Genomic DNA, 26,004 nt, shown 5'->3' on the forward strand with positions numbered 1-26,004 from the left:
ATCATAGCGAAATATCCTTCCCATGTACACACTTGTTTTTTACAGATAAACAGTTTTTTTGAGCTGTTTCTTTTTCATTCCCTTTGGCGCCAAGGGCTCTCTCTTTTTCTTATTCTCTGAATATTTCACAAACATGCTGATATTCGCTAATATCCCCATACTCGCCAGCAGCAGCACTAAAGAAGAGCCCCCGTAACTGATAAATGGCAGCGTAACCCCCGTAATCGGAATTAATCCGCTGACACCGCCAAGGTTAATAAACGATTGTATGGCGATCATGCTCGAAATGCCGATCGCTAGAAGACTTCCAAACGGGTCCTCGCATTTCCTGGCAATATAAAAGCCTTTTATTACGATAAAACCCAATAGGAAAATCACAAACAATACCCCAAAAATACCTAGTTCTTCAGCAATCACGGCCATGATAAAGTCAGTATGTGATTCAGGCAGATATCCGTATTTTTGAATACTTTCACCGAGTCCCAGACCGAAAATACCGCCTGAGCCGATCGCATAATATGAATTGATCACTTGTAAACCTGATGAATCCGCATATTTAAACGGGTCTTCAAGGCTCTCAAAACGATCTAAACGCTTTTCTGTTAGTATCTTGTCCTTATTTAAATAAATAATCGGGCTGACCAGTATTAAAACAATCCCGCCCAACAAAATAAGCTTTACCAACGTTTTTCCGCTGAAACCTGAGCACAAAATCATGCATGTTGCAATTAAAGCGATAATCGACGCTGTACCGATGTCAGGCTGCATAGCAATCAATCCGCAAAGAATGATTGTCATCACCACTGGAGGCGCCACTCCCGTTAACAGATGATCAATATAGCTTTGTTTTTTGGCGTATACGGCTGCAAGATATAATATGACCACCAGCTTGACAAATTCGCCCGGCTGCAAACTCAATCCGCCAATTTTAAACCAGCTTTGTGCGTTTCCGGCAACATGCCCGAATACGAACAGCGAGATAAGCGCCAGAACAGAAACAAGCAGCATCCCCTTCTGAAACTTCTGGTGAGCCAGTGCTTTGTAAGGAAACAAAGCCATGAGAATAAAAAGAGCGCCCCCCGCAATTAAAGCAAACAGCTGCCGCATGAAGAAAAAATTACTGCTTACTCCATACCGAGAAACAGCCGTAATCATGCTTGAGCTGTATACCATCACTAAACCGAATCCGCATAATAAAACAATTGCGAATATCAGTGAGTAATCATAAGATTTTAGCATTTTTTTTAACATAACATCCTCTTCCCTGCTTCTAACTTCCATTATCTATGGTTTTTATGTATTTCTATTTTTTTATTTTACTACAATTTATCAAACGAGACGAAGAATCTCTATACGATTCGGTAGGAATGTGTAAAAAAAGACCGTCTTTAAGGAGATGAGAGAAAATTAGCGGTTATAAAAAAACCCAAACTGTTAATAAGTTTGAGTTTTATCATTTATTTACCTGTAAACGCGTCATGTAAAGCCGACAATTCGCGCTCCAATGTGTATAAAAGGTCTTTACCGTCTTTTTCATCAACCAATCCCAGGCGGACAGCAAAATCGATTTCCCTCGAAAGCCCGAACATTTGAGTATCTAAAACCTCTTCATATAGAGGACATTGAGGCATCGTTAAGTTATCCATTTGTACTCGGATCAGCTTCAAAATCTTCTCAGCGTCAACTTTTAAGAGCTCAAAAGCTTTTTGCCGATGGTCAACTATCATCTCTGAAGCCAAAAGTATCCCTCCGTTCCCCAGGCGAGTACCTAATTCTTCTATTTATCATAAAGGGTATGAGCAGAAAATGCAAGAGGATTTAAGCAGATGCCATAAATTAAAAAATACTCAGCCTGTACATGTCAGACATTATTTTCAAAAGCTTTACACCCGCAATGCTGTTCCCTTTTTCGTCCAATGCCGGGCCGAAAATGCCGATCCCGAAATCGTAAGGCGAAATGCCCATAATCCCTCCGGATACGCCGCTTTTTGCAGGAATTCCGACCTTAATTGCAAATTCCCCGCTTGCATTGTACATTCCGCACGTCACCATAAACGTTTTGCAAATTCTCGCAACATCTTTTGAGATGACTTGCTCCCCAGTCTCAGGGTGTCTGCCGTTCAGCGCGAATACAGATCCGATTTTCGCCAAGTCCAGGCTGTTCATCTCAATCGCACATTGCTTCGTGTATAAATCCATTACAGCTTCTACATCATCTTCAAAAATGCCGTACTGCTTCATATAATAACACATTGCCCGATTAATCATTGACGTGCTGTATTCGGATTCAGCCACTTCCCGGCAGTATGTAATCTCTCGGTTGTTTGTCAGCCTTCTGATAAAAGAAAGCAAATAATCAAGTCTCTCTTTCACCGTCTTCCCTTTAATCAAGCTTGTCACGACCAATGCCCCGGCATTGATCATAGGGTTTAACGGCTTGCTCGGATTCACTGTTTCCAGCTTGATAATTGAATTAAACGGATCACCGGTCGGCTCCTGTCCGACATAACTGAAGACCTTATCTTTGCCGTATTCCATTAACACCAATGCAAGTGAGAGGACTTTCGATATACTTTGAAGCGTAAATGTTTTTTCTACGTCACCCGCTGACAGACAAGCATTATTGGAATAATAAATCGCCACTGACAGACCGTGTTTATCAGCTTTTGCCAAGGCGGGAATATAGCTGGCTACTTCCCCCTTGTCTGTCACCTTTTTTGCCTCTTTTACTAAGGCTTCAAGCTCGTCATTATGCCGGCATACCATGCAACCACCCTCGCTCCCTGAGCATTTCAATACACATAATTTGTACACAAAGTGACAATTCATGCGAAAACTTTTATAATTTTGAGAGAAGGGGGTTATATCATGAGTGTTATACAAGTAAAAGGCAATGTTACATATCCGATCACCATTGATCCGAGTGTATGGATTTTTGATGATCGCAAATTTTCGTTTGACCGCAAAGGGGACGGTCAAGACATACATTTACAATCAGCCGGGGATGAATCGGATCTTGATCCTGAACGCGTGATCAGAGAAGGCCGGATTGCGCCGCCAACATTAAAGACGGAAAAACAATTCGAGAAGCAAAAACTGATGAACGGCAGTTTCGCAATGAAACTTGGAACTGTTCTGAAAAATGCCGAGCCGCTCAGCTCCGCGACACAATGCGTATTCGTCACAAGTTCGGGAAAGGCCGCCGTTCCTCTTAAAACCGCTCTGAACAGTATTGTCCATTTCAGTGAAGCAGGCAAGCCGATTCAAGAAGGCGGCCCCGTACATATTTACTTTGAAGATCCAGTTGATCACGAACAGCCGATCACCCATATAAAAGAAATTGAAATCGTTTAGTATTACAGCAAGTCAGCGGCCAGCTGAGCGAGACCTGATCTCTCACCTTTTAACAGCTTCACGCTGCCTGAGATGGGTTGTCCTTTAAATCGCTCAACCACATAGGCCAAACCATTGTTCAAACTGTCTAAATATGGGTGATCAATTTGTTCAGGATCGCCCATTAAGACAATTTTACTGCCCTCACCAACTCTCGTCAGCAGCGTTTTCACTTCATGCCTGGTCAAATTTTGCGCTTCATCAATAATAATAAATTGATCCGGAATACTTCTCCCCCTGATATAAGTCAGCGCCTCAACCTGAATTGAGCCAATACCCGACAGAATGGCCTCAAGCTCCCCCGGTTTTTTCGCATTAAACAGAAACTCTAAGTTGTCAAAAATCGGCTGCATCCAAGGCTTTAGCTTTTCCTCTTTTTCGCCGGGCAAGTATCCGATGTCTTTGCCAACAGGAACAATCGGTCTTGCGACGACCAGCTTTTTATATATTCCCAAGTCTTCTGTCTGCAATAGCCCCACCGCCAATGCTAAAAGCGTTTTGCCGGTTCCTGCTTTTCCGATCAGGGTGACGAGCGGAATATCTTCACGCAGCAAAAGCTCTAATGCCATTGTCTGCTGTACATTTTTCGGCCTGATTCCCCATACATGTTCATCATCAAATACAAGCCTTTTTAAGACCTTTCCTGTTTTATCTGCAATTCCGACAGCTGAGGATGATCCTCCCAGCTCATCCTTCATTAATGCGAATTGATTCGGATAAAATGCGTGCTGTTTTAAATCATTTACTGAAATTTGATTTTTCCCATAAAAAGAGCTGAGCAGTTGCTGGCTGATATATAAATCCTTATAGCCGCTGTACATTTCATCATTATCCACAACCCGGTCATTTAAGAAATCTTCAGCATGCAGCCCGATTGCGTCTGCTTTAACTCTGACCAATACATCCTTGCTGACAAGGATAACCGCCCTGCCATCTTCCTTCGTTTCTTCCTCAAGGCTTAAGTTTTTAGCAACAGCTAATATACGATTATCGTTCGTTTTTTCAATAAAGATCTCTTGCAGCTGGTGAAACGAACGATGATTCAGTTCAATTCTCAGTGTGCCCCCAGTGTGGAGCGGGACCTGCTCATGCAGCCTGCCCTTTTGCCTTAGCGCATCGATCAGCTTAGATACGTGCCTTGCATTCCTCCCAACTTCGTCCATATACCGTTTTTTTGAATCAACCTCTTCTAATACAACAGCAGGGATGACAACCTCATTTTCTTCAAAAGAAAATATCGCGTTAGGATCCTGTAATAACACATTCGTATCTAACACATAAATTTTACTCAAGTCTCAGCCTCCTGATATAAGGGTCAAAGTTCTTCCTGCTTCTCTTACGATGAAAAAGGTGAATGCCTGCTAAAATATATGTTTTTGTGCATAAAGATAGAAGGTTAATTCAACAATAAAATTAATGAATGTATCTCAAGGAGGGAACCCGCAAGTGCGAATTCTTTTCATTATCATACAGCTGACGCTTATCCTGTCCGCATGTGCCTACCAGCAAGGAAGACAGGATCAAAATGTTGAAGAAGAATCAACAAGACAACAGGAAACTAAACCGATTCACGTAAAGGACACAACACAGGAGACAAAAGACAATGGAACAAGAACGGATATTGCCAAGCATCTTGTCAGCGTTGCTGAAAAAATCCCTGATGTCAAGGATGCAACAGCCGTTGTGCTCGGAGGATATGCCGTTGTGGGGATTGACGTCGATGATACTTTGGACAGAAGCAAAGTGGAAACCATTAAATATTCTGTAGCCCAAGCTCTAAAAAATGATCGATACGGCGCCAACGCAGTTGTCATTGCTGACCCAGATACGGTCAGCCGCCTGAATGAAATGAGCAGAGAAATCAGTGAAGGCCGTCCGGTGACAGGCATATTAGATGAATTGGCTGCGATTGTCGGCCGAGTGCTTCCGGAAGTGCCTAACGATGTGATTGATAATGAAGACGAGCCGCAAACAAAGCAGCAAAATGATCAATTAAACAGAAAGCAGCAGCAGGAAATGGATCAGGAGCAAAACGATCAATCTGATCATCATATGAAAAAGAATACCAATGATTAAGCTATAGCCTCGCGCTTTAGCTTTTTCTTATTTTGGACAGCTTCTGATCCGTGCTATAATACATGTTAGTGAAAGAGGTGATATGATGAGGGTCCAATGTTCTATTTGCGATAAAATTGAAACTATTGATGATGATACCCTGATCGCGAAACGGCTTCGAAACCGCCCAATCCATACATATATGTGTCAGGAATGCCACGACCGGATTACCAAAAAAACAGAAGAACGGCTGAAAACGGGAAAATTCACTTTTCATCCGGGACAGCAGAAGAAAGAAAAAGTCAAAAAATAAAGCAACGCTTTACCATAAAGAACAAAAAAGACTCAGCTTCTCAGCTGAGTCTTTTTATGATTTTGCAGACTGTCCCTTTTTCGACTGATACAGCCGAATTTTGTAAATGATTAAAATCAGCGCAGCGACGACCAATCCCTCTGCCACGGGCAAAAACACTCCTAAAAAGGTCAAAACAGTGCAGCCCAAAGCCAGAAATAAATACACCACTGCTGATTTTAATACCGGAAGCCGTTTAGCAAAGCCAAGCTTAAACACAATAACGGCTAGCACAAAAATCGTGCCGTACAGCAGCCACATGCCTGCCGCAGGCTGCCGGTCTACTTGATATAGAGCGGCGAAGAACGACAGGCGTTCATTTACGTCATTCAAAAAGATTCCCTCCCCTGCAAACGTGCGGGTTCTATCTTTTCAAATTCTGCAAGAGATTAAGACAATCCTGCTGTTTTTTTCTTTTTAGCTGCTTTTTCACGTTCGTTTTTATTGAGGATTTTCTTTCTTAAACGGATGGATTCAGGTGTTACTTCACAGTATTCATCTTCGTTTAAGTACTCTAGAGACTCCTCAAGAGACATGATGCGCGCTTTTTTGATTGTAGTTGTCTGATCTTTTGTCGCAGAGCGGACGTTCGTCTGCTGTTTCATTTTGCTGACGTTAACAACAAGGTCGTTGTCACGGTTATGCTCTCCAACGATCATTCCTTCGTATACTTCAGTACCCGGCTCAACGAAGATAACACCGCGGTCTTCAATTCCTTGAATACCATAAGATGTCGCTTTTCCGTTTTCCATTGACACAAGCACACCTTGACGGCGTCCGCCGACTTGGCCCGCCTGCATCGGCTGGTAGCTGTCAAACGTATGGTTCAGAATACCGAATCCGCGTGTTAATGACAGGAACTCTGTAGAGTAACCGATCAATCCGCGGGAAGGAACTGTAAAGATGAGACGGACTTGGCCGTTACCGTTATTGATCATATCAACCATCTCGCCTTTGCGGGCACCCATTGATTCCATGACAGAACCTGTATGCTCTTCAGGAACATCGATTTGTACACGCTCAACAGGCTCACAGCGTACGCCGTCGATTTCTTTGATGATAACTTCAGGTTTTGACACCTGAAGCTCATAGCCTTCACGGCGCATATTTTCAATTAAAATTGACAAATGCAGCTCACCGCGTCCGGAAACAACCCAAGCATCAGGAGAAGCTGTAGGCTCGACACGCAAGCTCACATCCGTCTGAAGCTGTGACTGAAGACGCTCTTCGATTTTGCGGGCCGTTACATATTTGCCTTCACGGCCTGCAAACGGACTGTTATTTACGACAAATGTCATTTGAAGTGTCGGCTCATCAATGCGAAGCACTGGAAGCGGATCTTGATGGTCTACAGGACAGACCGTTTCACCAACGTTGATATCTTCCATACCGGAAACCGCAACGAGGTCTCCCGCTTTTGCTTCTTCAATTTCCACACGCTTTAAGCCTTGGAAACCGAAAATTTTTGTTACACGGAATGATTTAGCCGTTCCGTCAAGCTTCATAAGAGAAACCTGCTGGCCGACTTTCATCGTGCCGCGGAATACGCGTCCGATACCGATACGGCCTACATAGTCGTTGTAGTCAAGAAGGGCAACTTGGAATTGAAGCGGCTCCTCTGCATTATCAACAGGTGCCGGAACATGCTTAATAATCGTTTCATATAAAGCTTCCATGTTTTCATCCTGCTGTTTTGGATCAAGACTCGCTGTTCCATTAATCGCTGAAGCGTATACTACTGGGAACTCGAGCTGCTCTTCATTGGCATCAAGCTCAATGAACAGATCAAGAACCTCATCGATAACTTCCTCAGGACGAGCAAAGTCACGGTCAATTTTGTTTACAACAACAACCGGGTTCAGGTTTTGCTCAAGAGCTTTTTTCAAAACGAAACGAGTTTGAGGCATACAGCCTTCATATGCGTCAACGACAAGCACTACGCCGTCAACCATTTTCATAATCCGTTCTACTTCTCCCCCAAAGTCTGCGTGTCCAGGGGTATCCAAAATATTGATGCGTGTATCTTTATAGTTAATCGCAGTATTTTTCGCCAAAATTGTAATGCCGCGTTCGCGTTCAAGATCATTAGAGTCCATTGCGCGTTCAGCAACCTGTTCGTTGGCACGGAACGTACCAGCCTGATGTAAAAGCTGATCGACTAGAGTCGTTTTCCCATGGTCAACGTGGGCAATAATCGCGATGTTGCGAAGATCATTTCGAAGTTTCACTTTTTCATCTCCTAATAAAATTAGATAACTTTCATATTATACCACACATCCTCTTTAAAAGCGTCACGTTTTTCTGTAAACTTATTATAAGACGTAAAAGGGGATGGAAAATATGAAAAAAATGAATTGGCTTTTACTATTATTTGCATTTGCAGCGGTTTTCAGCATTATGCTGATCGGCGTCTTTATCGCTGAAAAAAGCGCAATAGGCATTGCAGCCAGCATTGTACTGGTTTGCGCCGTTATGGGCGGCGGATTTACATTAAAAAAGAAAATGCGCGAGCAGGGCTTGCTTGATTAAAAGCATTGCCCCGCTGGAGACATTGTAATCAAAAAACACCGCAAAGAAAGCGGTGTTTTTTATTTCATTAAGTCTTATCTCCCCTGTTTCTTAGTCGGGAAGATGCAAAACACGATTCATACATAGACAATCGTTCTAACGATTACACATGTGACGGCCAAAAGTAGTTCGGCAACGGCATACATAAAATACCATAGAGCCTATTTTTCTCACACTAATCTCTCCCTATAATGGAATTTGTAGCACAATTCATAAAAGGGAGAGAAGAAACATGAAGAAAACATTTGTAAAAAAAGCTATGCTAACGACTGCCGCAATGACCTCAGCTGCTCTATTAACGTTCGGCCCTGATGCAGCCAGCGCAAAAACATTGGCTGATAACACTGCTGTTCATGTTCAACATCAGACAATCACAAACGAAGATCTCAATACATTCATTGATATATTAAATCAATGTATATACGAACAAGACGGTGTGTATTATTTTGACAGTGAAAAAGCTGTCGAGCTAGGAATGACAAAAGAAGAGGCTCAAGTAATCGCAACATTATGGGAGTCGACATCAGAATTTTTCAATGTTGTTTCACAATGTGTGTATGTCGAAGATGGAAATTACAAATTTGATACAGAAAAAGCAATTGAACTTGGCTTCACAGAAAAAGAAGCACTCGCACTTGAACAATTTTTCTCTGCTGTTTCCCTAAAGATCCACATTCTTCAAGCAGCAATTGTATTACAGGACGGTGTATACAGCTATGATAAAGATGCAGCGGTAAAAGCAGGCGCGACACCACTGCAAGCTGACGTTTACGAAAAACTCTTCGGTGCTCTTTCACAAGAACAGCTTGCCGCAATCTACGAAATGATTCATCCCCAAGCTTAATCTAAAAAAGCGCTTGTCCGTGTTCCGGCAAGCGCTTTTCCTTATATCAGCAGTTTGATGATCAGCATCACGGCAACCGCCGCTCCAAACCAGCAGGCAGCTTTAACGATCAGCAAACCGTAGTACCTCTGTTTAAACCGTATTTCCTCTTCCGGCAGAAAATTCTCCTCAACGGCCTGTTCACCTTCCAATTCAAAAGGCTCAGCCATCATGTCAAACATTTCTCTACAGCTGCTGCAGGTTTTTAAATGCTCTTCAATGACGTGTTCCGTTTCTCTTTTACAATCACCTTCAAGATACAGAGGAAGCAGGTCTCTTACTAGAAAGCAGGTCATATCCCCTCCTCCTCTCTTCTTTTCGCCATGTTTTTCTTAAGCTCTAATCTGGCCCGGTGAAGTGTGGTTTTCACCTTTGAAAGACTCCATCCTAATATCTCCGCGATTTCTTCATAAGAAAGCTCTTGGAATTCTCTTAAAATCAAAACGGATTGATGCTGATCCTTTAACTGCAGGAGCTCCTGCCGAAGTGTTTCGTTTTTTACCATCCGTGACAGATACTGTTCAGGCTGTTCATAAGTTGTCTGCGTTAACCCTTCATTTTTGCTGATATCAGTAAATTGGTATTTGACATCCCTGCGGTACCAATTAACAAAGGTGTGATGTGCAATTGTATAAAGCCACGTTCTGATGGAAGAATGCCCCCTAAACGAAGACAAACCGTTTAGAGCTTTCATAAACGTGTCCTGCGCTAAGTCCTTGGCTGTTTCAAGGTGATGAGTCCTTCTGAATAAATAATTCAAAATTTCTTGGTAATACTGTCGATACAAGTCCTCAATAGAATCCCTATGCTTCATTAAAAGTAAAACCACACCGTCATCCAGATGGCCAATAAAATGAAACAGATATACATGGAAGACAGGTATACTTTCATATGTCTAATTTGGTTCTCTTCTTCAGCACCCGGGCTTCTCTTGAAACAAGATTCACTCTTTAAGCCTTCCGCGCTCTTTTGATATAAGGGCTCATGCTGTTTCATCCATTCCATTGATTCATCCTCTAGCTCACCCTCTTTATATAGGTCGTATAAATCTAAAAAAACAGACTCTTTTTCTTTATGATTCATAAAGACTTTTCACCTCTTGTGTTTCTCCATCCACCACGTAAGCATCATGGCGGTTTGACCCGAACGGCTGAATAATGATCAGCCATGCATAATGGCGTTCATTTCCTCTTTGAATGATAATCGGACGCATGCGCTTTTTATAAATGACATCCCGATATGCAGCAGCTACTTTTTCATAAGCCAATTTTCCATCACGATACGTATAAGGAAATGATTTATCGCGTGTATCGCTGTAAACATAAACGTTAAGCAGCCCTTGATCTTCAAAAAGCTCGTACGTTTTAGAAGAGTCATGATACATCACCGTATCACTCTGCCTGCTTTTTTTCTTCATTTCTGATACATCAGCACCGAAGACCAATAATATTTGCTGTTGCAGCCGACTGTTTGTCAATGAGATATTCTTTTTCGTTGGAAGCGAAAGACTTTGTAAACTGCCGGATTCACTTTCAAAGTCCAAAACAATTCCGTCTTTTGTTTCAACTTGCACTAAACTTCCAAGCAGGCTGTCGCTTTCAATATCTGTGATCTGATAAGGCTGTTTCGGTATGTTTAAAACTGCAAACATTTCCTTCACTTTGTCGTGTATGTCTCGTTCTGTGATATGAACATGCTGAAGAGAATTAAGCTGATAAATAGAAGGATCTTCACCAAAGCCCATTAAGGTTTCCTTTTCCCAATAAAATACTGTGCCTTCATCATCGTTATCTTTTTTATGAAATTGATTTTTCAAGAATATATGTACGACTGTCTGGCCGTCTTCTTTGGATACCACTGTTTCGACATGATCCTTATTTAACACACGGCCATGCCGTTCAAGGAAAGCAACGGATTTCCGGACGTACTCTTGATCAGTAAGCGTTTTTCCCCGCGGCTTTTTCAAGTACTGATAATTAAGAATCAGCTGTGACACCTCATCCACTTCAGCCTCATAGCTCATGCTTTCAAATGAGTAGAAATAATGCACATCCATCTTTGTATCATGCAAATACAATGTCTCATCCGTAGGAAAAAACGACTTTAGTATCTGTTCCGCTTTTTCTGATGAAATGTGCTCTCCTACAAAATTGAATGAATCGTGGACATTTGCTGGCTTTGAAACAGCGAAAGCAGCCGTTCCTATGTTATATATCGGATTTAAGAGCAAGATAAAAAACACAATGACAGCCATCGTCAGCCACTTATTCACACGCACATAAACCTTCCCTGACTTTTGGAACAGATGATAGCTCATCAAAAATCCCGCCATTGTCAAATAAATCGTATATGGCATCACCGCACCATAGTCAATCGAGATATGCTCAGGATATGGCGCAAGCAGCAGGACAAGCAGTCCGATAATCAGCGTATAAAATAAACCCAGTAAAATCTTATTTGTTCTCCAATACAGTTTGAAAAACAGTACATTCAACACAATAGGTAGAATGATGATTAAAAACAGGAACACGAAATCAATCGGCTCGACCCCATCAGGATATTCCTTCAAAAACGAAAAGAAACTGAATATCATTTGTACAATCGGCAAACTGACAACGGCAAGATCAAACGTATAAAACATGCCTTTTCCGCCATGATCACGAAGCACCAGCATATAGTGAAAAGCCGTCAGCAGCACGTATCCGTATAACAAAAAATGCAACAGCGGCAGCAGTTCATTTCCATCATCCCTCAAGTAAGCACTGGAAAAGTTTGTTACTTGCACCTGATGAATGAGTTCAACAGACACCCCGGCCAGCAAAACAATCCGCAATAAGACACCTGCCAAGAACATTGTGCGGTACCGGTTTATTTTAGGATGATGCACCAATAGATATAAGCCCGCAAGAACAACAATGGACCATTGAATCAGCAAGGTGCTTTGTCTGCTTAATATAAAATAACGTTCGAAATGCAATACATAATGACTGAATAACTCCAACAAGAACAACAATCCTTTACTTCTTATTAAGGCCTCAGTCGGTTAGACAGCCGGCTTGTCAAAAAGTTTCAATAAGAAACAAAAAATCTCTCATCTTCTCCTTGATATGTAAAAAGACATAACACTTGCAATGCACCATCACATGACACATGACTCATCTTGATATTATTCAGCAAAAATAAACACAGGACAATTCTATCAATTTTGTCTAGTTATGTTAGTTTTTGTTGAGTATTCCAGAATGCTAGTTTAATATAACGATATAAAGATTTTTCAGTATTTTCAAAAAGGGGGATTTATTGTGGGTTTAGGTAAGAAATTGTCTGTTGCTGTCGCTGCTTCGTTTATGAGTTTGTCAATCAGCCTTCCTGGTGTTCAGGCTGCTGAAAGTCATCAGCTTAAAGAGAATCAAACAAATTTCCTCTCCAAAAACGCAATTGCGCAATCAGAACTATCTGCACCAAATGACAAGGCTGTCAAACAGTTTTTGAAAAAGAACAGTAACATTTTCAAAGGTGACCCTGCTAAAAGGCTGAAGCTAGTTGAAAGCACGACTGATGCCCTTGGGTACAAGCACTTTCGATATGCGCCTGTGGTTAATGGAGTGCCTATTAAAGATTCACAAGTGATCGTTCACGTCGATAAATCCGATAATGTCTATGCGGTCAATGGTGAATTACACAATCAATCTGCTGGCAAAACAGAAAACAGCCAAAAAGTCTCTTCTGAAAAAGCGCTGGCACTCGCTTTCAAAGCCATCGGCAAATCACCAGACGCTGTTTCTAACGGAACGGCCAAAAACAGTGATAAAGCCGAGTTAAAAGCGGTAGAAACAAAGGACGGCAGCTATCGTCTTGCTTACGATGTGACGATTCGCTATATCGAGCCTGAACCTGCAAACTGGGAAGTCTTAGTTGATGCCGAAACAGGCAGCATATTAAAACAGCAAAATAAAGTAGAGCATGCTGCCGCCACTGGAAGCGGAACAACTCTAAAGGGCGCAACCGTTCCTTTGAACATCTCTTATGAGAGCGGAAAATACGTTCTAAGAGATCTTTCAAAACCAACAGGCACTCAAATCATCACATATGACTTGCAAAACAGACAAAGCCGCCTTCCGGGAACGCTTGTCTCAAGCACAACTAATACATTTACAACTTCATCTCAGCGGGCAGCCGTTGACGCCCACTATAACCTTGGTAAAGTGTACGATTATTTTTATTCGACATTTAAACGGAACAGCTATGATAACAAAGGCAGTAAAATCGTTTCTTCCGTTCACTACGGCACTCGGTATAACAATGCTGCATGGACAGGCGATCAAATGATTTACGGTGACGGCGACGGATCATTCTTCTCTCCGCTTTCCGGCTCATTAGATGTGACAGCACATGAAATGACACATGGCGTCACTCAAGAAACGGCCAACTTGATTTATGAAAATCAGCCGGGGGCATTAAACGAATCATTCTCTGACGTATTCGGTTATTTTACAGATACAGAAGACTGGGACATTGGTGAAGACATTACAGTCAGCCAGCCTGCTCTCCGCAGCCTGTCCAATCCGACAAAATACGATCAGCCTGACAACTACGCCGATTATCAAAACCTTCCAAACACAGATGAAGGCGATTATGGCGGCGTACACATAAACAGCGGGATTCCAAACAAAGCCGCTTACAATACCATTACAAAGCTTGGTGTATCTAAATCACAGCAAATCTATTACCGTGCGTTAACAACGTACCTCACGCCTTCTTCCACGTTCAAAGATGCAAAGGCAGCTCTTATTCAGTCTGCCCGTGATCTGTACGGCTCAACTGATGCCGCTAAAGTTGAAGCAGCCTGGAATGCTGTTGGATTGTAATATTAGAAAAAGCCTGAGATCTCTCAGGCTTTTTTTCGTTACATGTATTGATTTCCTTTTTCGTTGTAAGTATAATCATTACAACGAAAGGATGATACCATGAGAATCAGCACCCGCTTCACGATAGCCGTACATATGTTGTCTCTATTAAATGTGCGGACGGATCACCTCACCTCAGAACAAATGGCTGACAGCGTAAATACCAATCCAGTCATTATTCGCCAAATCAGCCGCTTATTAAAAAAAGCAGGTCTAATCGATGTGAAAAGGGGTTCGGGTGGGGCTTATTTATTAAAAGATGCAGACGCCATCACTTTATACGACATCTATAAGGCCACTGAAGTTGTTGAAGAAGGCGCGCTTTTTCATTCCCATGAAAATCCCAACCCAAACTGCTGGGTCGGAGCAAATATTCATCGTGTTCTCGAGCTCATTTTATTAAAAGCCCAAGATGCCATGGAGAATATATTGAAGGAAACAAGCGTAAAGGAACTGACTGAATTAATCGTTCAAAAAAGAAATGCTTCACAGTAAGCATACTTTTTTTATAACCGTTGTAATGAAGTTTATTACAACGATTAAACCCTATTTCATACTGGAGATGATGAGATGAAAGAAATAAAAGAACTTCATTGGGAGCAAAATGTTAATTCCTATGTACAACTCATTCCCGATATTGAATTTTCAACCGTAGAAAATACTACTCTTACATTAAATTTGTTGGTACGCCGTGATCCAATGGATGCGTTGTTTGACAAAAAGGGCAACCAAGAAACCTACCCTTTAATTGTTTATTTACAAGGATGCGGCTGGGGCTGGACAAAACAGGATACATACGCTTTTTTGCCTCAGCTTGCTGAATTTGCAAAAGAGGGGTACACCATCGCAAGTGTGCAGTACAGAGGAAGCGGCGATGCAGTCTTCCCCGCTCAGCTGCAGGATGTAAAAACAGCAATACGTTTTTTAAAAGCCAACGCTTCAGCATACAGTATCGATCCGCAAAACATCGGGGTTTGGGGAGATTCTTCCGGCGGACACTTGGCTCTACTGCTCGGATTAACTGAAGGATTAAAAGAATTCGATGGAAACCGGGAATATGCACATGTATCGAGTCGAGTGCAGGCCATTGCAGATTGGTTTGGGCCGACCGATTTACTGACAATGAGCCGATATCCGTCTATTTTTGACCATGACTCCCCTCATTCTCCTGAATCAAAGCTTATTGGCGGGGCAATTCAGGAACATAAGGAAAAAGCCAGAAAAGCCAGCCCTATTGAATATGTACATCGCAAGGCGCCGCCAATTCTTATTATGCATGGTGATCAGGATGACGTCGTTCCGTATGAGCAAAGCGCTGAATTTTATCACGCACTAAAAAAAGCAGGCCACGATGCCATTATGTATAAAATAAAGGAGGCCGGACATATCGGTTTTACCCAGCATCATACTCTTAACATTGTAAAAGATTTTTTTAACTGCTATCTAAAGAATGAACGTAAGCATATGAAATAAAGGAAGTTCATACGACTGAAGAAAGAGCAAAAACATTGACAAAAAATTTTATTTATGCTATAATTTACTATTAATATATTTATATGTATAATAAGATTCTCCTGGCCAGGGGAATCTTATTTTTTTATGGGAGGATCATTTCATGAGGAAAAATGAGTCCAGCTTAACGTCTTTGATTTCAGCTTTTGCCCGTGCGTATCACAGCCGATATGACACGCCTCTCATTTTTGATGATTTTATTGCAAAAGAGCTTATTAACGAAAAAGAGTTTTCCGACATCAGCGAGAATATGATTCAAGGAATCACGTTTTTCAATAAAGAGATTGCTGAACGCCTGCAAAATGATCCCGAAGAAATATTAAAATGGGTTACGCAAGTCCAGCTGTCGCCCACGCCCTTAGCACGTGCTTCGTATTGCGAAAAAGTCTTACACAACGAATTAATGCTTGGAGCAAAACAGTATGTCATTCTTGGGGCCGGGCTCGATACTTTCTGTTTTCGGCATCCTGAATTGGAAAACAGCTTACAAGTTTTCGAGGTTGATCATCCGGCTACACAGCAATTCAAAAAAAATAAACTGACAGATGCAAATCTGACAGTTCCTGAACATCTTCACTTTGTTCCTATGGATTTTACCAAAACGTTTTCGTATCAGCCTCTCATAGATAAAGGATTTGAAAACACAAAAACATTCTTTAGCCTTCTGGGAGTGTCTTATTATTTAACACGAGAAGAAAATGCAATCTTGATCAGCAATTTATTTTCTCATGTCCCATCAGGGAGCTCTATCGTTTTTGATTATGCGGACGAAACACTCTTTACTGCAAAAGGAACATCAAATAGAGTTGAACATATGGTGAAGATGGCTGCTGCAAGCGGAGAACCGATGAAATCTTGTTTTACTTATGATGAAATTGAAAGAATGTTAGAGTCATCAGGTTTGCTGATTTATGAACATCTATCACCAGACGACATTAATGGCCTTTTCTTTGGCAATCGAACAGACTATTTGTCAGCGTTTGAAGCGATTCATTATATTCATGCAGTGAAAAAATAATTTTTTAACAGATGCCTCTCAATTTTGGGAGGCTTTTTAAGGTACTGGCATAAAAAAAGTAAGCTGCCGTCATCATACGGCAGCTTCCGCTAAAGGCTTTACCAGGATCAAAAATGATTTGCCTTTCTCATCATTTTCCGTTTTCAGCTGTTCAAAGCCGCATTGGCTCAAAAACAGTATCCATTCACTGCGGTCAATGGGAACTGCCGCAAACATCGCTTTATGTTTGTCTCTAAGCGATTTGCTGATCCGTTCAATGATTATCCTCGCATGTCCCTTTTTTTCTTCAGCCGGGTCTACCAGCACCGTTCCAAGCCACGGCTTTCCGTTGGAAGGCGCCCACTCGAGATGATAGCTGACGGCAACAGGCTGACCATCTTTTTCCCATACAAGCCATGACCCGTTGTACATGGAATAGGAGATTATATAGCTTTCTGCATCTTTCTCCCCAAACTCCTCCTCTTTCCATACAGGATGAGCCTCCGCGAGCTTCTCTAACAAGCTGAGGTCATCTTGTTCAAAAGGCCTACTTTCCAGCATGAAGATACTCTTCAAATATCGTTTTATGTATAGATGGGTTTCCGGCCAGCACACTGTGATTTTCTAAAAAGGTAAACGGCTCTCCCTCAATGGTCGTATAAAAGCCTCCTACTTCATTTAACAGCACACAGCCGGCTGCATAATCCCATGGCGCAAGCCGCATCGTGATGTAAGCATCTATTCTTCCTGCCGCAACATTTGCCAGCTCTAAAGCAGCAGAACCGTAGGAGCGAGTGCCTCTGACTCTTTTCACAAGGGGCGCTAGCACACTTGGATCAATTCTTCTGTTTTCCGTCACCCATGTCGCATTAATGGCAAGAATCGCTTCTTCAATGACGGTTTCTTTTAAGGGAGCCAGCTTTGTTTCATTCATATAAGCTCCTCTGCCGCTAAATGCGTGATACAGCTCATCATGCACCACATCATAAATTAACCCGATTTTCCCTTCTCCGTTTTCAAAAATTCCGATTGAAATTGCGAAATTTCTCTGCTGGTGCACAAAATTCATCGTCCCGTCAATCGGGTCGATAATCCAGACGACTCCCTCCAGTGAGTGGAGTTTGTCCCCTTGCCCTTCTTCGCCGAGTATGCGGTGTCCCGGAAACGTTTCTTGAATGCGGTCAATGAAAAACTTTTCCGTTTCTTTGTCAATATTGGTGACTAAATCATTCGGATTTGATTTCGTTTCAATTGTCAGGCTTTCATGCATGGATTGTTTAATTCTCGCGCCTGCTTCTTTTACCCATTTCTTTGCAATTTCATCAATTTCCGTCCAATTTGTCATTCGTGCGTACCTCTCTTCTATGTAGACCTTTATTTTATAGGATACTGATAACGGCGGTGAAAAAGCAAGGAAAATGAAAAATATCCCTTCTCATGTAAAAACGAACCATTCACGCGGTTCGTTTTCACTATCGCTTTTTTACCCGTTAAGACGAATCCATTCTTTTCTGAGTCGCTCAAGTTTGTTTTTGCTTTGCTCAATCTGTTCTTCATTTTCTTTTTGCATTGCTTCATATAGGGTTGCCAATTCATAATCAACCTCTAGTCTCCAGACAGCTACACGATTGTTTTTCTCTTCCTTAAATCCCTCTTTCACAACTTGCCTCATTGTCTTTCGCCCCTTCCAGAGATCATTTGTTTGTAAAAAAAGCATCCCATTTTGCCATTCAACAATGATTACTTCTTATATCGTATGATTGTTCTATTTGCGCGTAACATGATTCTGAAAATTGTGTGTTTACCTACTCATTTATTACCACATTTCCCCTTTCTTCAAACGCGCTCAATCTTTTTGCCGCTCGTCCTAACTGTGATAAAATATGTATACTTAGCATGAAGGAGGAAAAATCATGACACAAATGCGTTTTACGGAAGAAGACTTTAACACATTTACAATAGAAGGCTTAGACGCGCGCATGGAAGTATTAAAAGAGACGGTCCGTCCGAAGCTTACAGCTCTAGGCGAACATTTTGCCCCAACTTTATCAGCTCTAACCGGAGATGAAATGTTTCCGCATGTGGCAAAGCACGCAAGAAGATCCGTCAATCCCCCTGCTGACAGCTGGGTGGCGTTCGCAAACAGCAAAAGAGGCTATAAAAAACTGCCGCATTTTCAGATTGGTTTATGGGAAAGCCACGTATTTGTGTGGTTCGCGATTATTTATGAATCCCCTATCAAAGAAGAATACGGCAAATTGCTTGAAGCGAACCAGGAAACGATTACCAAGAATATTCCAGACAGCTTCGTTTGGTCCGCAGATCACACAAAACCGGGAGTACATAAGCAGTCTGAAATGGACAAGGAACAGCTGAAGACGTTGTTTGAGCGTTTGCAGACTATAAAGAAAGCCGAGCTGTTATGCGGCATCCAGCTTCAAAAAGAAGAAGTGCTGAATATGAATAACCAGGAATTCCTTCAGCGTATCGACGATGCCTTCCAGCAGCTTGCTTTTCTGTACCGTTTCACCCAAAAAGTATCACAAGCATAAAAAAGAGCCGGGATATCACCCGGCTCTTTTTCTTACATCTTAATCTTCGCCTGATCAGATTCTCTTGCTTGTTTGACCGTACGATAAGGAGAGTATGTACTTTGTTCTTCAAACTCGCTGCATAGCTTTTTCTCCTCGGCCTTCCCCGGGACAATCTCCTTGAAACGGCGGTAAGCTTTAAGCAGTTCTTCACGATCCGCACCTTTTTCATATGCATGCTCAACCTGCTGGAAAAACGCAATCACATCTACTGCTTCTTCGGTTGTCCAATCTTCATTCATCGGATATTGGTATTCCATTTTCTTCACTCCTTATAGATTTGCTTCCCTTAAGAGAAAGCATCTTCATTTGATCATAAATTGTTCTTTACATTCTTTCAAGTTCATAATATAATTCATTTGTTTTACGTCTAAAAAACGGTTGAGAAACTGATTTTAATACACACTATTATGCATAGGTATGATTACAAAGGTGGGAAAACAATTGTCGCAACATGAAACACCCTTATACACAGGACTGAAAAAGCATGCAAGCAGACAGCCTGTTCAATTCCACATTCCCGGCCATAAAAAAGGGGCAGGAATGGACCCAGAATTCAGACAATTTATCGGTGAAAACGCGTTAAGCATAGATTTAATCAATATTGAACCATTAGATGACCTGCACGCGCCAAAAGGCATCATTAAACAAGCACAGGATCTGGCGGCTGAAGCATTTGGCGCGGACCACACATTTTTTTCTGTTCAAGGAACAAGCGGCGCCATTATGACAATGGTGATGGCTGTTTGCGGACCTGGAGATAAAATTATTATTCCAAGAAATGTGCACAAATCAATTATGACAGCTATTGTATTTTCCGGAGCGATCCCAATCTTTATTCATCCTGAAATTGACAATGAATTGGGCATCTCCCACGGCATTACACTCGAATCTGCTAAACGGGCACTTACCGAGCACCCAGATGCAAAAGGGCTTCTCGTCATCAACCCGACATATTTCGGTGTTGCAGCCGACTTAAAAAGCATCGTAGAACTCGCTCATTCGTTCGATGTGCCGGTGCTTGTTGATGAAGCACACGGCGTTCATATTCATTTTCACGATGAATTGCCGCTTTCAGCTATGCAGGCAGGAGCAGACATAGCAGCGACAAGTGTCCACAAACTGGGCGGATCACTGACACAAAGCTCTATTTTAAACATGAGAGAAGGCCTTGTATCTAAAGACAGAGTGCAATCCATCCTGAGCATGCTTACAACAACGTCAACATCTTACTTGCTTCTCGCCTCTCTGGATGTTGCCAGAAAACGCCTTGCAACAGAAGGCCATCACCTTGCTGAGGAGACACTGAAGCTTGCCAACCAGACGAGAGATCGCCTCAATCAGATTGAAGGCATTTATTGTGTCGGTTCTGAGATGCTTGGTTCGAAAGCAGCTTACAGCTATGACCCGACAAAATTGATTATCTCTGTCAAAAATCTTGGGCTTACAGGTCATGACGTTGAAAAATGGCTTCGTGAATCCTTTAATATTGAAGTTGAGCTTTCTGATCTGTACAATATTTTGTGTATTTTCACCCCTGGTGACAGCCAAAATGATGCAGACCGGCTTGTAGAGGCTTTAACGGAGATCGCACATCAAATGTCAGAACAAGATGTAACACATCGGCAAACTGAGGTTTTGCTTCCGGAAATTCCTTTATTGGCAATGACACCGCGTGATGCTTTCTATGCAAATACGGAAGTCATCCCATTAAAAGAAGCATCCGGACGGATTATCGCTGAATTTGTCATGGTATATCCGCCTGGTATTCCAATCTTCATTCCAGGTGAGATTATTACAGAAGAAAACATCAGCTACATTTTCAAGAACCTCGACGCAGGTCTCCCTGTTCAAGGGCCTGAGGACTCGACGCTAAACATGATCCGGGTCATTAAAGAGCAAAAAGCGATTCAATAAATAAAAAGCATGCGGCTTGAGCCGCATGCTTTTTTTACTCTTCATCAACAGGACATTGACATTGTCCGCAGCATGTTCCGTATAATGTTGTCACTTTCTCATCTTCAAAGTAATGAATGGCTTCGTTGCAATCTTGGCAAACAATCGTACCCATCTCTCATTCCCCATTTCTTTGAAATTTGAAAACGCTTAATTTCTTTTGTTGCTATTATATTAATATGTCACATTTAAAATGTCAACAATAAATTGTATAACACATTTATTTCTATATCCTTATATATAGCATATTTTTTCGTCTTCCATCACACTATATCTTCTTCATGCAACAGCTTTAATCGATACATATGCCAAAACATATTTATGATTTCATGTTTTCTTGAACGTTTATTGAAGAACACAGCGATAAATCCTATATACTCCCAGATCGCTATTTTAAACGATTGATATGATATGTAATGTCACTTTAAAAACGGTTTCAATTATATAACAATTAGGTAACAAGAAGCAGTTTAAGCCGCCTCTCATGATAAACTAAAACTAGTTTACTATTGTTTATACAGAGGAGAAGATAGATGCGATATCGCGCGGTATTCCCCATACTGATAATAGTATTTGCTTTATCGGGCTGTACGCTTTCCACCATCAATCCGATGAAAAAAAGCCGGATTGACAACATTCATCATACACAAATCCTGTTTTTTTCTGATGAAAACCAAATTGACCAGGAAGCGCCATATTATGATGCACTGCTTGATTTAGAAAAAGATTATCCTGAGCAAATAGATAAAATGAAGGTCTATGATAACAAAGAGGGCTGGGAAGATGAGATTGAAACCGTCCCTACCCTTATGGTTGTGGATCAGCGCCATGTCGTGGTGAAAATCGAGGGATGTGTGAAAAAGAAAGAAGACATCATTAAACCATTACAGCATGTGCTGTCAAAATAAAAAAACAGCCCCGCTTTGAGCGAGGGCTGTTTTTGATATGAGCATTATTTTACGATGTGAATCGGACTTCCGATTGCTACTTCAGCTGCTTCCATTGTGATTTCGCCCAATGTTGGGTGAGCGTGAATTGTCATCGCGATATCTTCAGCAGTCATGCCGCCTTCGATCGCTAAGCTTAATTCAGAAATCATGTCAGAAGCACTTGCGCCGGCGATTTGCGCACCGATCACAAGACCGTCCTCTTTACGAGTGATCAGCTTCATGAAGCCGTCTGTTTCGTTAAGAGAAAGCGCACGGCCGTTTGCTGCAAATGGGAATTTAGCAGCAACGATATCAAGACCTTCTTCTTTCGCCTGCGCTTCAGTGTAACCAACTGATGCAAGTTCAGGCTCAGAGAAGACAACCGCAGGAATACCAAGGTAATCGATTTCTGCAGGCTCTCCAGCGATAGCTTCTGCTGCGATTTTACCTTCGTAAGATGCTTTGTGAGCAAGCGGCGGTCCTTCGATGATATCACCGATTGCATAAATGTTAGGTACGTTTGTGCGGCACTGTTTGTCAGTTTTCACGACACCGCGGTCCGTCATTTCAATACCGACTTGCTCAAGACCAAGCTCGTCAGTGTTTGGACGGCGTCCTACTGTAATCAGTACGTAATCAGCATCAACAGTTTTTTCTTCGCCTTTTACTTCAAAAGTAACTGTTACGCCGTCTGGTCTTTCTTCAACGCCTTTAGCCATCGCATTTGTATGGATTTCAACGTTGCCTTTTTTCTTCAGTCTGCGTGTAACGAGAGAGCTCATTTGTTTTTCGAAGCCAGGAAGAATTTCATCTCCGCCTTCAAGAATAACAAGCTCAGTTCCGAAGTTAGCATACGCAGTTCCAAGCTCAGTTCCGATGTAGCCGCCGCCGATAACAACGAGCTTCTTAGGAATTTCTTTAAGAGCCAAAGCGCCTGTTGAATTTAGGACACGCTCAGTATATTTGAAGTTTGGCAATTCGATAGGACGAGAACCAGTTGCAATGATTGCGTTTTTGAACGTGTATGTTTGAGCAGAGTTCTCATCCATAACACGAACTGAATTGCTGTCTACAAAGTAAGCTTCACCTTTTACAACATCTACTTTGTTGCCTTTAAGAAGACCTGCTACACCGCCAGTAAGCTTGTTTACAACAGAAGCTTTCCATTCTTGAACTTTTGTGAAATCAACTGATACGTTTTCAGCAGTGATTCCCATGTCGTCAGAATGCTTTGCATTCTCATAACGGTGGCCTGCATTGATCAGCGCTTTTGAAGGGATACATCCAACGTTCAGACAAACGCCTCCAAGAGTTGCTTTTTCAACGACTGTTACTTTTTGTCCAAGCTGTGCAGCGCGGATGGCAGCTACATAGCCGCCAGGTCCCGCACCAATTACAAGAGTATCTGTTTCAATAGGGAAATCTCCTACTACCATAACATTACGCCTCCATTAAAATGAATTGTGGATCGTTCAGTAAACGCTTGATGTGATTTAATGCATTTTGCGCAGTTGCTCCGTCGATCATACGGTGGTCGAAGCTGAGAGAAAGAGCTAAGACTGGAGCTGCTACGATTTCGCCATCACGAACAATCGCTTTTTCTGCAATACGTCCGATACCAAGAATCGCAACTTCTGGATGGTTGATAACCGGAGTGAACCATTGTCCGCCGGCAGAACCGATGTTTGTAATTGTGCAAGATGCGCCTTTCATTTCAGCTGGAGCAAGCTTGCCTTCACGAGCTTTTGTTGCAAGGCCATTGATCTCATCAGAAATTTCAAAGACAGATTTACGATCTGCATTTTTCACAACCGGTACAAGCAAACCTTTTTCAGTGTCTGCAGCGATACCGATGTTGAAGTAATGTTTTTGGATTACTTCATCTGTTTTATCGTCAATTGACGTGTTTAAAACAGGGAATTTTTTCAGTGCAGATGTAAGAGCTTTTACAACGTAAGGCAAGTAAGTCAGCTTGATTCCTTGATCAGCAGCAACCTGTTTGAACTGTTTACGATGTGCAACAAGGTTTGTTACGTCCACTTCGTCCATTAACGTTACGTGAGGAGCAGTGTGTTTAGAGTTAACCATCGCTTTCGCAATTGCTTTACGGATACCGCTCATTTTTTCGCGTGTTTCTGGGAATTCGCCCTCTGGAGCTGGTGCAGCAGCCGGTTTAGCAGCTGTTTCTTGTGGTGCAGCTGTTTCTTGCGGCGCAGCTTCTTGCGCTCCTCCGTTTACAAAGCTGTCGATATCTTCTTTTACAACACGTCCGTTGTTGCCTGAACCAGTTACTTTACGGATGTCTACGCCTTTTTCACGAGCATATTTACGTACAGAAGGCATAGCGATCACGCGTTTGTTCGGGTCAACTTCAGCTTGATCCTGCTGTCCTGCGCCAGTTGCTTTTGCAGGCTCTTGAGCTTGCTCTTCTTTCGCAACGTCTTGTCCAGCTTCTGCAGTTGACTGAACTTGTGCTTCAGTTTTCGCATCGTCAGACTCATCGCTGCCTTTAAATTGAAGATCTTCGTAACCAGGTGCATCAAACGTAATGATCGTTTGTCCAACAGTTGCAACCGTTCCCTCTTCAACTTTTAATTCTAATACTTTTCCTTTAACAGGTGAAGGAATTTCTACTACTGCTTTATCATTTTGGACTTCAGCCAGTACATCATCTTCGTCTACCTCATCGTTAGGCTTGACAAACCATTTTACGATTTCGCCTTCGTGGATACCTTCCCCGATATCTGGAAGTTTAAATTCAAATGCCACAGTTCTCGACCTCCTAGTTTGATTAAGCAATTTTAAAGTTTACATCGTAAGCATTGAAAACAGATATATAATAGAGGGAAAACGTTCATCTTCCCTCTCGATTATGCAGTTTGATTAAAATTCAAGTACTTTTCTTGCTGTTTCAAGAACGTCTTTATGGTTTGGAAGCCATACACTCTCCGCTTGAGAGAAAGGAAATACTGTATCAGGCGCAGCCACGCGAAGTACAGGCGCTTCCAAGCTCAAGATCGCACGGTCATTAATTTCTGCTACTACGTTTGCAGCAATACCGGCTTGTTTTTGTGCCTCTTGAACAACAATCGCGCGTCCTGTTTTTTCTACAGATGCGATGATTGTATCGATATCAAGCGGGCTTACAGTACGAAGGTCGACAACTTCAGCTGAAATGCCGTCTTTTTCAAGCTCTTCGGCAGCTTTTAATGATTCATGAACCATTGCGCCGTAAGTGATGATTGAAAGGTCAGTACCTTCACGTTTTACGTCAGCTTTGCCAAGCTCAATTGTGTATTCTTCTTCAGGAACTTCCTGACGGAAAGAACGGTAAAGCTTCATGTGTTCTAAGAAAACAACAGGATCATTGTCTCTGATTGCAGAAATTAAAAGTCCTTTGGCATCGTAAGGAGTTGATGGAATAACAACTTTGATACCAGGCTGCTGTGCAACAAGACCTTCTAAGCTGTCAGCGTGAAGTTCAGGAGTATGAACACCGCCGCCGAACGGAGAACGAATTGTTACAGGTGAAGTCCAGCGTCCGCCAGAACGGTAGCGCATACGAGCCATTTGGCCAGAAACAGAATCCATTACTTCGTAAACAAATCCGAAGAATTGGATTTCCATTACCGGACGGAAGCCGTTTAAGCCTAAACCAAGGGCAAGTCCGCCGATACCAGATTCAGCAAGTGGCGTGTCAAACACACGGTCTTCACCGAATTCTTTTTGCAATCCTTCTGTCGCACGGAATACGCCGCCGTTTACACCAACGTCTTCTCCGAAAACTAAGACATTTTCGTCATTTTTCAGTTCTGTGCGTAACGCATCCGTGATTGCTTGAATCATTGTCATTTGCGCCAT

Annotated in this window: 30 protein-coding genes; 12 read left to right on the top strand and 18 right to left on the bottom strand. The window is 42.1% G+C overall.

Annotated features, from left to right (window positions below; all coding sequences use genetic code 11):
• Window positions 1-39: 39 nt before the first annotated feature.
• The 3 genes from ftsW to glsA form a co-directional block, all read right to left on the bottom strand.
• The gene (gene ftsW, locus KHQ79_RS10830; protein ID WP_003238755.1) at window positions 40-1,251 is read right to left on the bottom strand and encodes a cell division protein FtsW; all 1,212 of its coding nucleotides are present in this window, start codon (window positions 1,249-1,251) and stop codon (window positions 40-42) included.
• Between the two features lie 206 nt (window positions 1,252-1,457).
• Window positions 1,458-1,739 carry an Fpa/YlaN family protein gene (locus KHQ79_RS10835; RefSeq protein ID WP_003221339.1) on the bottom strand — a complete coding sequence of 94 codons (282 nt, stop codon included), beginning with the start codon at window positions 1,737-1,739 and terminating at the stop codon, window positions 1,458-1,460.
• A 97-nt stretch (window positions 1,740-1,836) separates the two neighbouring features.
• Window positions 1,837-2,766, bottom strand: a complete 930-nt coding sequence (gene glsA, locus KHQ79_RS10840) for a glutaminase A (RefSeq protein ID WP_003238757.1) — start codon at window positions 2,764-2,766, stop codon at window positions 1,837-1,839.
• 102 nt (window positions 2,767-2,868) lie between these two features.
• On the opposite strand from glsA, the gene KHQ79_RS10845 reads away from it, so the two are divergent.
• Window positions 2,869-3,354, top strand: coding sequence for a peptidyl-prolyl cis-trans isomerase (locus KHQ79_RS10845; RefSeq protein WP_225515117.1), 486 nt, complete (start codon window positions 2,869-2,871; stop codon window positions 3,352-3,354).
• A gap of 2 nt (window positions 3,355-3,356) precedes the next feature.
• On the opposite strand, the gene KHQ79_RS10850 is transcribed toward KHQ79_RS10845, so the two are convergent.
• Window positions 3,357-4,685, bottom strand: a complete 1,329-nt coding sequence (locus KHQ79_RS10850; RefSeq protein ID WP_225515119.1) for a PhoH family protein — start codon at window positions 4,683-4,685, stop codon at window positions 3,357-3,359.
• Between the two features lie 154 nt (window positions 4,686-4,839).
• Here KHQ79_RS10850 and KHQ79_RS10855 point away from each other — a divergent pair, with 154 nt between their 5' ends.
• Entirely contained in the window at window positions 4,840-5,469 is a 630-nt protein-coding gene (locus KHQ79_RS10855) for a YhcN/YlaJ family sporulation lipoprotein (RefSeq protein ID WP_060398559.1), read from the top strand.
• Window positions 5,470-5,551: 82 nt separating this feature from the next.
• Window positions 5,552-5,761: a YlaI family protein gene (locus KHQ79_RS10860; protein ID WP_003238763.1), complete on the top strand. Its 210-nt coding sequence runs from the start codon at window positions 5,552-5,554 to the stop codon at window positions 5,759-5,761.
• A 54-nt stretch (window positions 5,762-5,815) separates the two neighbouring features.
• Here KHQ79_RS10860 and KHQ79_RS10865 read toward each other — a convergent pair whose 3' ends face one another.
• The gene (locus tag KHQ79_RS10865) at window positions 5,816-6,133 is read right to left on the bottom strand and encodes a YlaH-like family protein (RefSeq protein WP_084992590.1); all 318 of its coding nucleotides are present in this window, start codon (window positions 6,131-6,133) and stop codon (window positions 5,816-5,818) included.
• Window positions 6,134-6,189: 56 nt separating this feature from the next.
• Window positions 6,190-8,028 (bottom strand): translational GTPase TypA, encoded by a 1,839-nt coding sequence (gene typA, locus KHQ79_RS10870; protein WP_003232278.1) that lies wholly within the window; start codon window positions 8,026-8,028, stop codon window positions 6,190-6,192.
• 112 nt (window positions 8,029-8,140) lie between these two features.
• On the opposite strand from typA, the gene KHQ79_RS10875 reads away from it, so the two are divergent.
• Together KHQ79_RS10875 and KHQ79_RS10880 are read left to right on the top strand one after the other, a co-directional pair.
• Complete coding sequence (locus tag KHQ79_RS10875) at window positions 8,141-8,329, top strand: YlaF family protein (RefSeq protein WP_003238768.1); 189 nt, start codon at window positions 8,141-8,143, stop codon at window positions 8,327-8,329.
• 271 nt (window positions 8,330-8,600) lie between these two features.
• Window positions 8,601-9,212, top strand: coding sequence for a hypothetical protein (locus KHQ79_RS10880; protein WP_225515121.1), 612 nt, complete (start codon window positions 8,601-8,603; stop codon window positions 9,210-9,212).
• Window positions 9,213-9,253: 41 nt separating this feature from the next.
• Here KHQ79_RS10880 and KHQ79_RS10885 read toward each other — a convergent pair whose 3' ends face one another.
• Genes KHQ79_RS10885 through KHQ79_RS10900 form a run of 4 tightly spaced genes read right to left on the bottom strand, consistent with a single transcriptional unit; the run spans window position 9,254 to window position 12,264 of the window.
• On the bottom strand, window positions 9,254-9,547 hold the full coding sequence (locus KHQ79_RS10885) for an anti-sigma factor family protein (RefSeq protein ID WP_003238772.1): 294 nt from the start codon (window positions 9,545-9,547) through the stop codon (window positions 9,254-9,256).
• Window positions 9,544-10,065 carry a sigma-70 family RNA polymerase sigma factor gene (locus KHQ79_RS10890; protein WP_225515354.1) on the bottom strand — a complete coding sequence of 174 codons (522 nt, stop codon included), beginning with the start codon at window positions 10,063-10,065 and terminating at the stop codon, window positions 9,544-9,546. The genes KHQ79_RS10885 and KHQ79_RS10890 overlap by 4 nt, the downstream gene beginning before the upstream one ends.
• The gene (locus KHQ79_RS10895) at window positions 10,065-10,334 is read right to left on the bottom strand and encodes a hypothetical protein (protein ID WP_003238776.1); all 270 of its coding nucleotides are present in this window, start codon (window positions 10,332-10,334) and stop codon (window positions 10,065-10,067) included. Before KHQ79_RS10895 ends, KHQ79_RS10890 begins: the two co-directional genes overlap by 1 nt.
• The gene (locus KHQ79_RS10900; protein WP_225515123.1) at window positions 10,324-12,264 is read right to left on the bottom strand and encodes a hypothetical protein; all 1,941 of its coding nucleotides are present in this window, start codon (window positions 12,262-12,264) and stop codon (window positions 10,324-10,326) included. Before KHQ79_RS10900 ends, KHQ79_RS10895 begins: the two co-directional genes overlap by 11 nt.
• A 289-nt stretch (window positions 12,265-12,553) precedes the next feature.
• Here KHQ79_RS10900 and nprE point away from each other — a divergent pair, with 289 nt between their 5' ends.
• The 4 genes from nprE (at window position 12,554) to KHQ79_RS10920 (ending at window position 16,688) form a co-directional block, all read left to right on the top strand.
• Window positions 12,554-14,119 carry a neutral metalloprotease NprE gene (gene nprE, locus KHQ79_RS10905; protein WP_225515125.1) on the top strand — a complete coding sequence of 522 codons (1,566 nt, stop codon included), beginning with the start codon at window positions 12,554-12,556 and terminating at the stop codon, window positions 14,117-14,119.
• Between the two features lie 99 nt (window positions 14,120-14,218).
• Window positions 14,219-14,653, top strand: coding sequence for an Rrf2 family transcriptional regulator (locus KHQ79_RS10910; RefSeq protein WP_019258305.1), 435 nt, complete (start codon window positions 14,219-14,221; stop codon window positions 14,651-14,653).
• Window positions 14,654-14,728: 75 nt separating this feature from the next.
• Complete coding sequence (locus KHQ79_RS10915; RefSeq protein ID WP_225515127.1) at window positions 14,729-15,631, top strand: prolyl oligopeptidase family serine peptidase; 903 nt, start codon at window positions 14,729-14,731, stop codon at window positions 15,629-15,631.
• Between the two features lie 142 nt (window positions 15,632-15,773).
• Window positions 15,774-16,688: a class I SAM-dependent methyltransferase gene (locus tag KHQ79_RS10920; protein WP_225515129.1), complete on the top strand. Its 915-nt coding sequence runs from the start codon at window positions 15,774-15,776 to the stop codon at window positions 16,686-16,688.
• A gap of 72 nt (window positions 16,689-16,760) precedes the next feature.
• Here KHQ79_RS10920 and KHQ79_RS10925 read toward each other — a convergent pair whose 3' ends face one another.
• The 3 genes from KHQ79_RS10925 to KHQ79_RS10935 form a co-directional block, all read right to left on the bottom strand.
• Window positions 16,761-17,189: a GNAT family N-acetyltransferase gene (locus KHQ79_RS10925; RefSeq protein WP_003238787.1), complete on the bottom strand. Its 429-nt coding sequence runs from the start codon at window positions 17,187-17,189 to the stop codon at window positions 16,761-16,763.
• 25 nt (window positions 17,190-17,214) lie between these two features.
• Entirely contained in the window at window positions 17,215-18,012 is a 798-nt protein-coding gene (gene suhB, locus KHQ79_RS10930) for an inositol monophosphatase family protein (protein ID WP_225515131.1), read from the bottom strand.
• A gap of 138 nt (window positions 18,013-18,150) precedes the next feature.
• Window positions 18,151-18,339: a hypothetical protein gene (locus KHQ79_RS10935; protein WP_009967148.1), complete on the bottom strand. Its 189-nt coding sequence runs from the start codon at window positions 18,337-18,339 to the stop codon at window positions 18,151-18,153.
• A gap of 241 nt (window positions 18,340-18,580) precedes the next feature.
• On the opposite strand from KHQ79_RS10935, the gene KHQ79_RS10940 reads away from it, so the two are divergent.
• Window positions 18,581-19,219 (top strand): YktB family protein, encoded by a 639-nt coding sequence (locus KHQ79_RS10940; RefSeq protein ID WP_003238795.1) that lies wholly within the window; start codon window positions 18,581-18,583, stop codon window positions 19,217-19,219.
• Window positions 19,220-19,251: 32 nt separating this feature from the next.
• Here the strand turns inward: KHQ79_RS10940 and KHQ79_RS10945 are convergent, their stop codons facing one another.
• Complete coding sequence (locus KHQ79_RS10945; RefSeq protein ID WP_003238797.1) at window positions 19,252-19,518, bottom strand: UPF0223 family protein; 267 nt, start codon at window positions 19,516-19,518, stop codon at window positions 19,252-19,254.
• A gap of 184 nt (window positions 19,519-19,702) precedes the next feature.
• Between KHQ79_RS10945 and speA the strand changes: the two genes are divergently transcribed.
• Window positions 19,703-21,175 (top strand): arginine decarboxylase, encoded by a 1,473-nt coding sequence (gene speA / locus KHQ79_RS10950; RefSeq protein WP_225515133.1) that lies wholly within the window; start codon window positions 19,703-19,705, stop codon window positions 21,173-21,175.
• A 34-nt stretch (window positions 21,176-21,209) separates the two neighbouring features.
• Here speA and KHQ79_RS10955 read toward each other — a convergent pair whose 3' ends face one another.
• Window positions 21,210-21,329 carry a GapA-binding peptide SR1P gene (locus KHQ79_RS10955; RefSeq protein WP_003232305.1) on the bottom strand — a complete coding sequence of 40 codons (120 nt, stop codon included), beginning with the start codon at window positions 21,327-21,329 and terminating at the stop codon, window positions 21,210-21,212.
• Between the two features lie 418 nt (window positions 21,330-21,747).
• On the opposite strand from KHQ79_RS10955, the gene slp reads away from it, so the two are divergent.
• Window positions 21,748-22,122, top strand: coding sequence for a peptidoglycan-associated lipoprotein Slp (slp, locus tag KHQ79_RS10960; protein ID WP_003238801.1), 375 nt, complete (start codon window positions 21,748-21,750; stop codon window positions 22,120-22,122).
• A gap of 44 nt (window positions 22,123-22,166) precedes the next feature.
• On the opposite strand, the gene lpdA is transcribed toward slp, so the two are convergent.
• From lpdA to pdhB, 3 genes are all read right to left on the bottom strand, one after another.
• Complete coding sequence (gene lpdA / locus KHQ79_RS10965; protein ID WP_003222288.1) at window positions 22,167-23,579, bottom strand: dihydrolipoyl dehydrogenase; 1,413 nt, start codon at window positions 23,577-23,579, stop codon at window positions 22,167-22,169.
• Window positions 23,580-23,583: 4 nt separating this feature from the next.
• The gene (gene pdhC / locus KHQ79_RS10970; RefSeq protein ID WP_225515135.1) at window positions 23,584-24,912 is read right to left on the bottom strand and encodes a pyruvate dehydrogenase complex dihydrolipoyllysine-residue acetyltransferase; all 1,329 of its coding nucleotides are present in this window, start codon (window positions 24,910-24,912) and stop codon (window positions 23,584-23,586) included.
• A 114-nt stretch (window positions 24,913-25,026) separates the two neighbouring features.
• A complete protein-coding gene (gene pdhB, locus KHQ79_RS10975) occupies window positions 25,027-26,004 on the bottom strand; it encodes a pyruvate dehydrogenase complex E1 component subunit beta (RefSeq protein WP_014113660.1) in 978 nt (325 codons plus the stop codon).

Source organism: Bacillus sp. TSO22, assembly GCF_020223595.1.
In the GTDB taxonomy this organism is placed as follows: Bacteria; Bacillota; Bacilli; order Bacillales; family Bacillaceae; genus Bacillus; species Bacillus inaquosorum.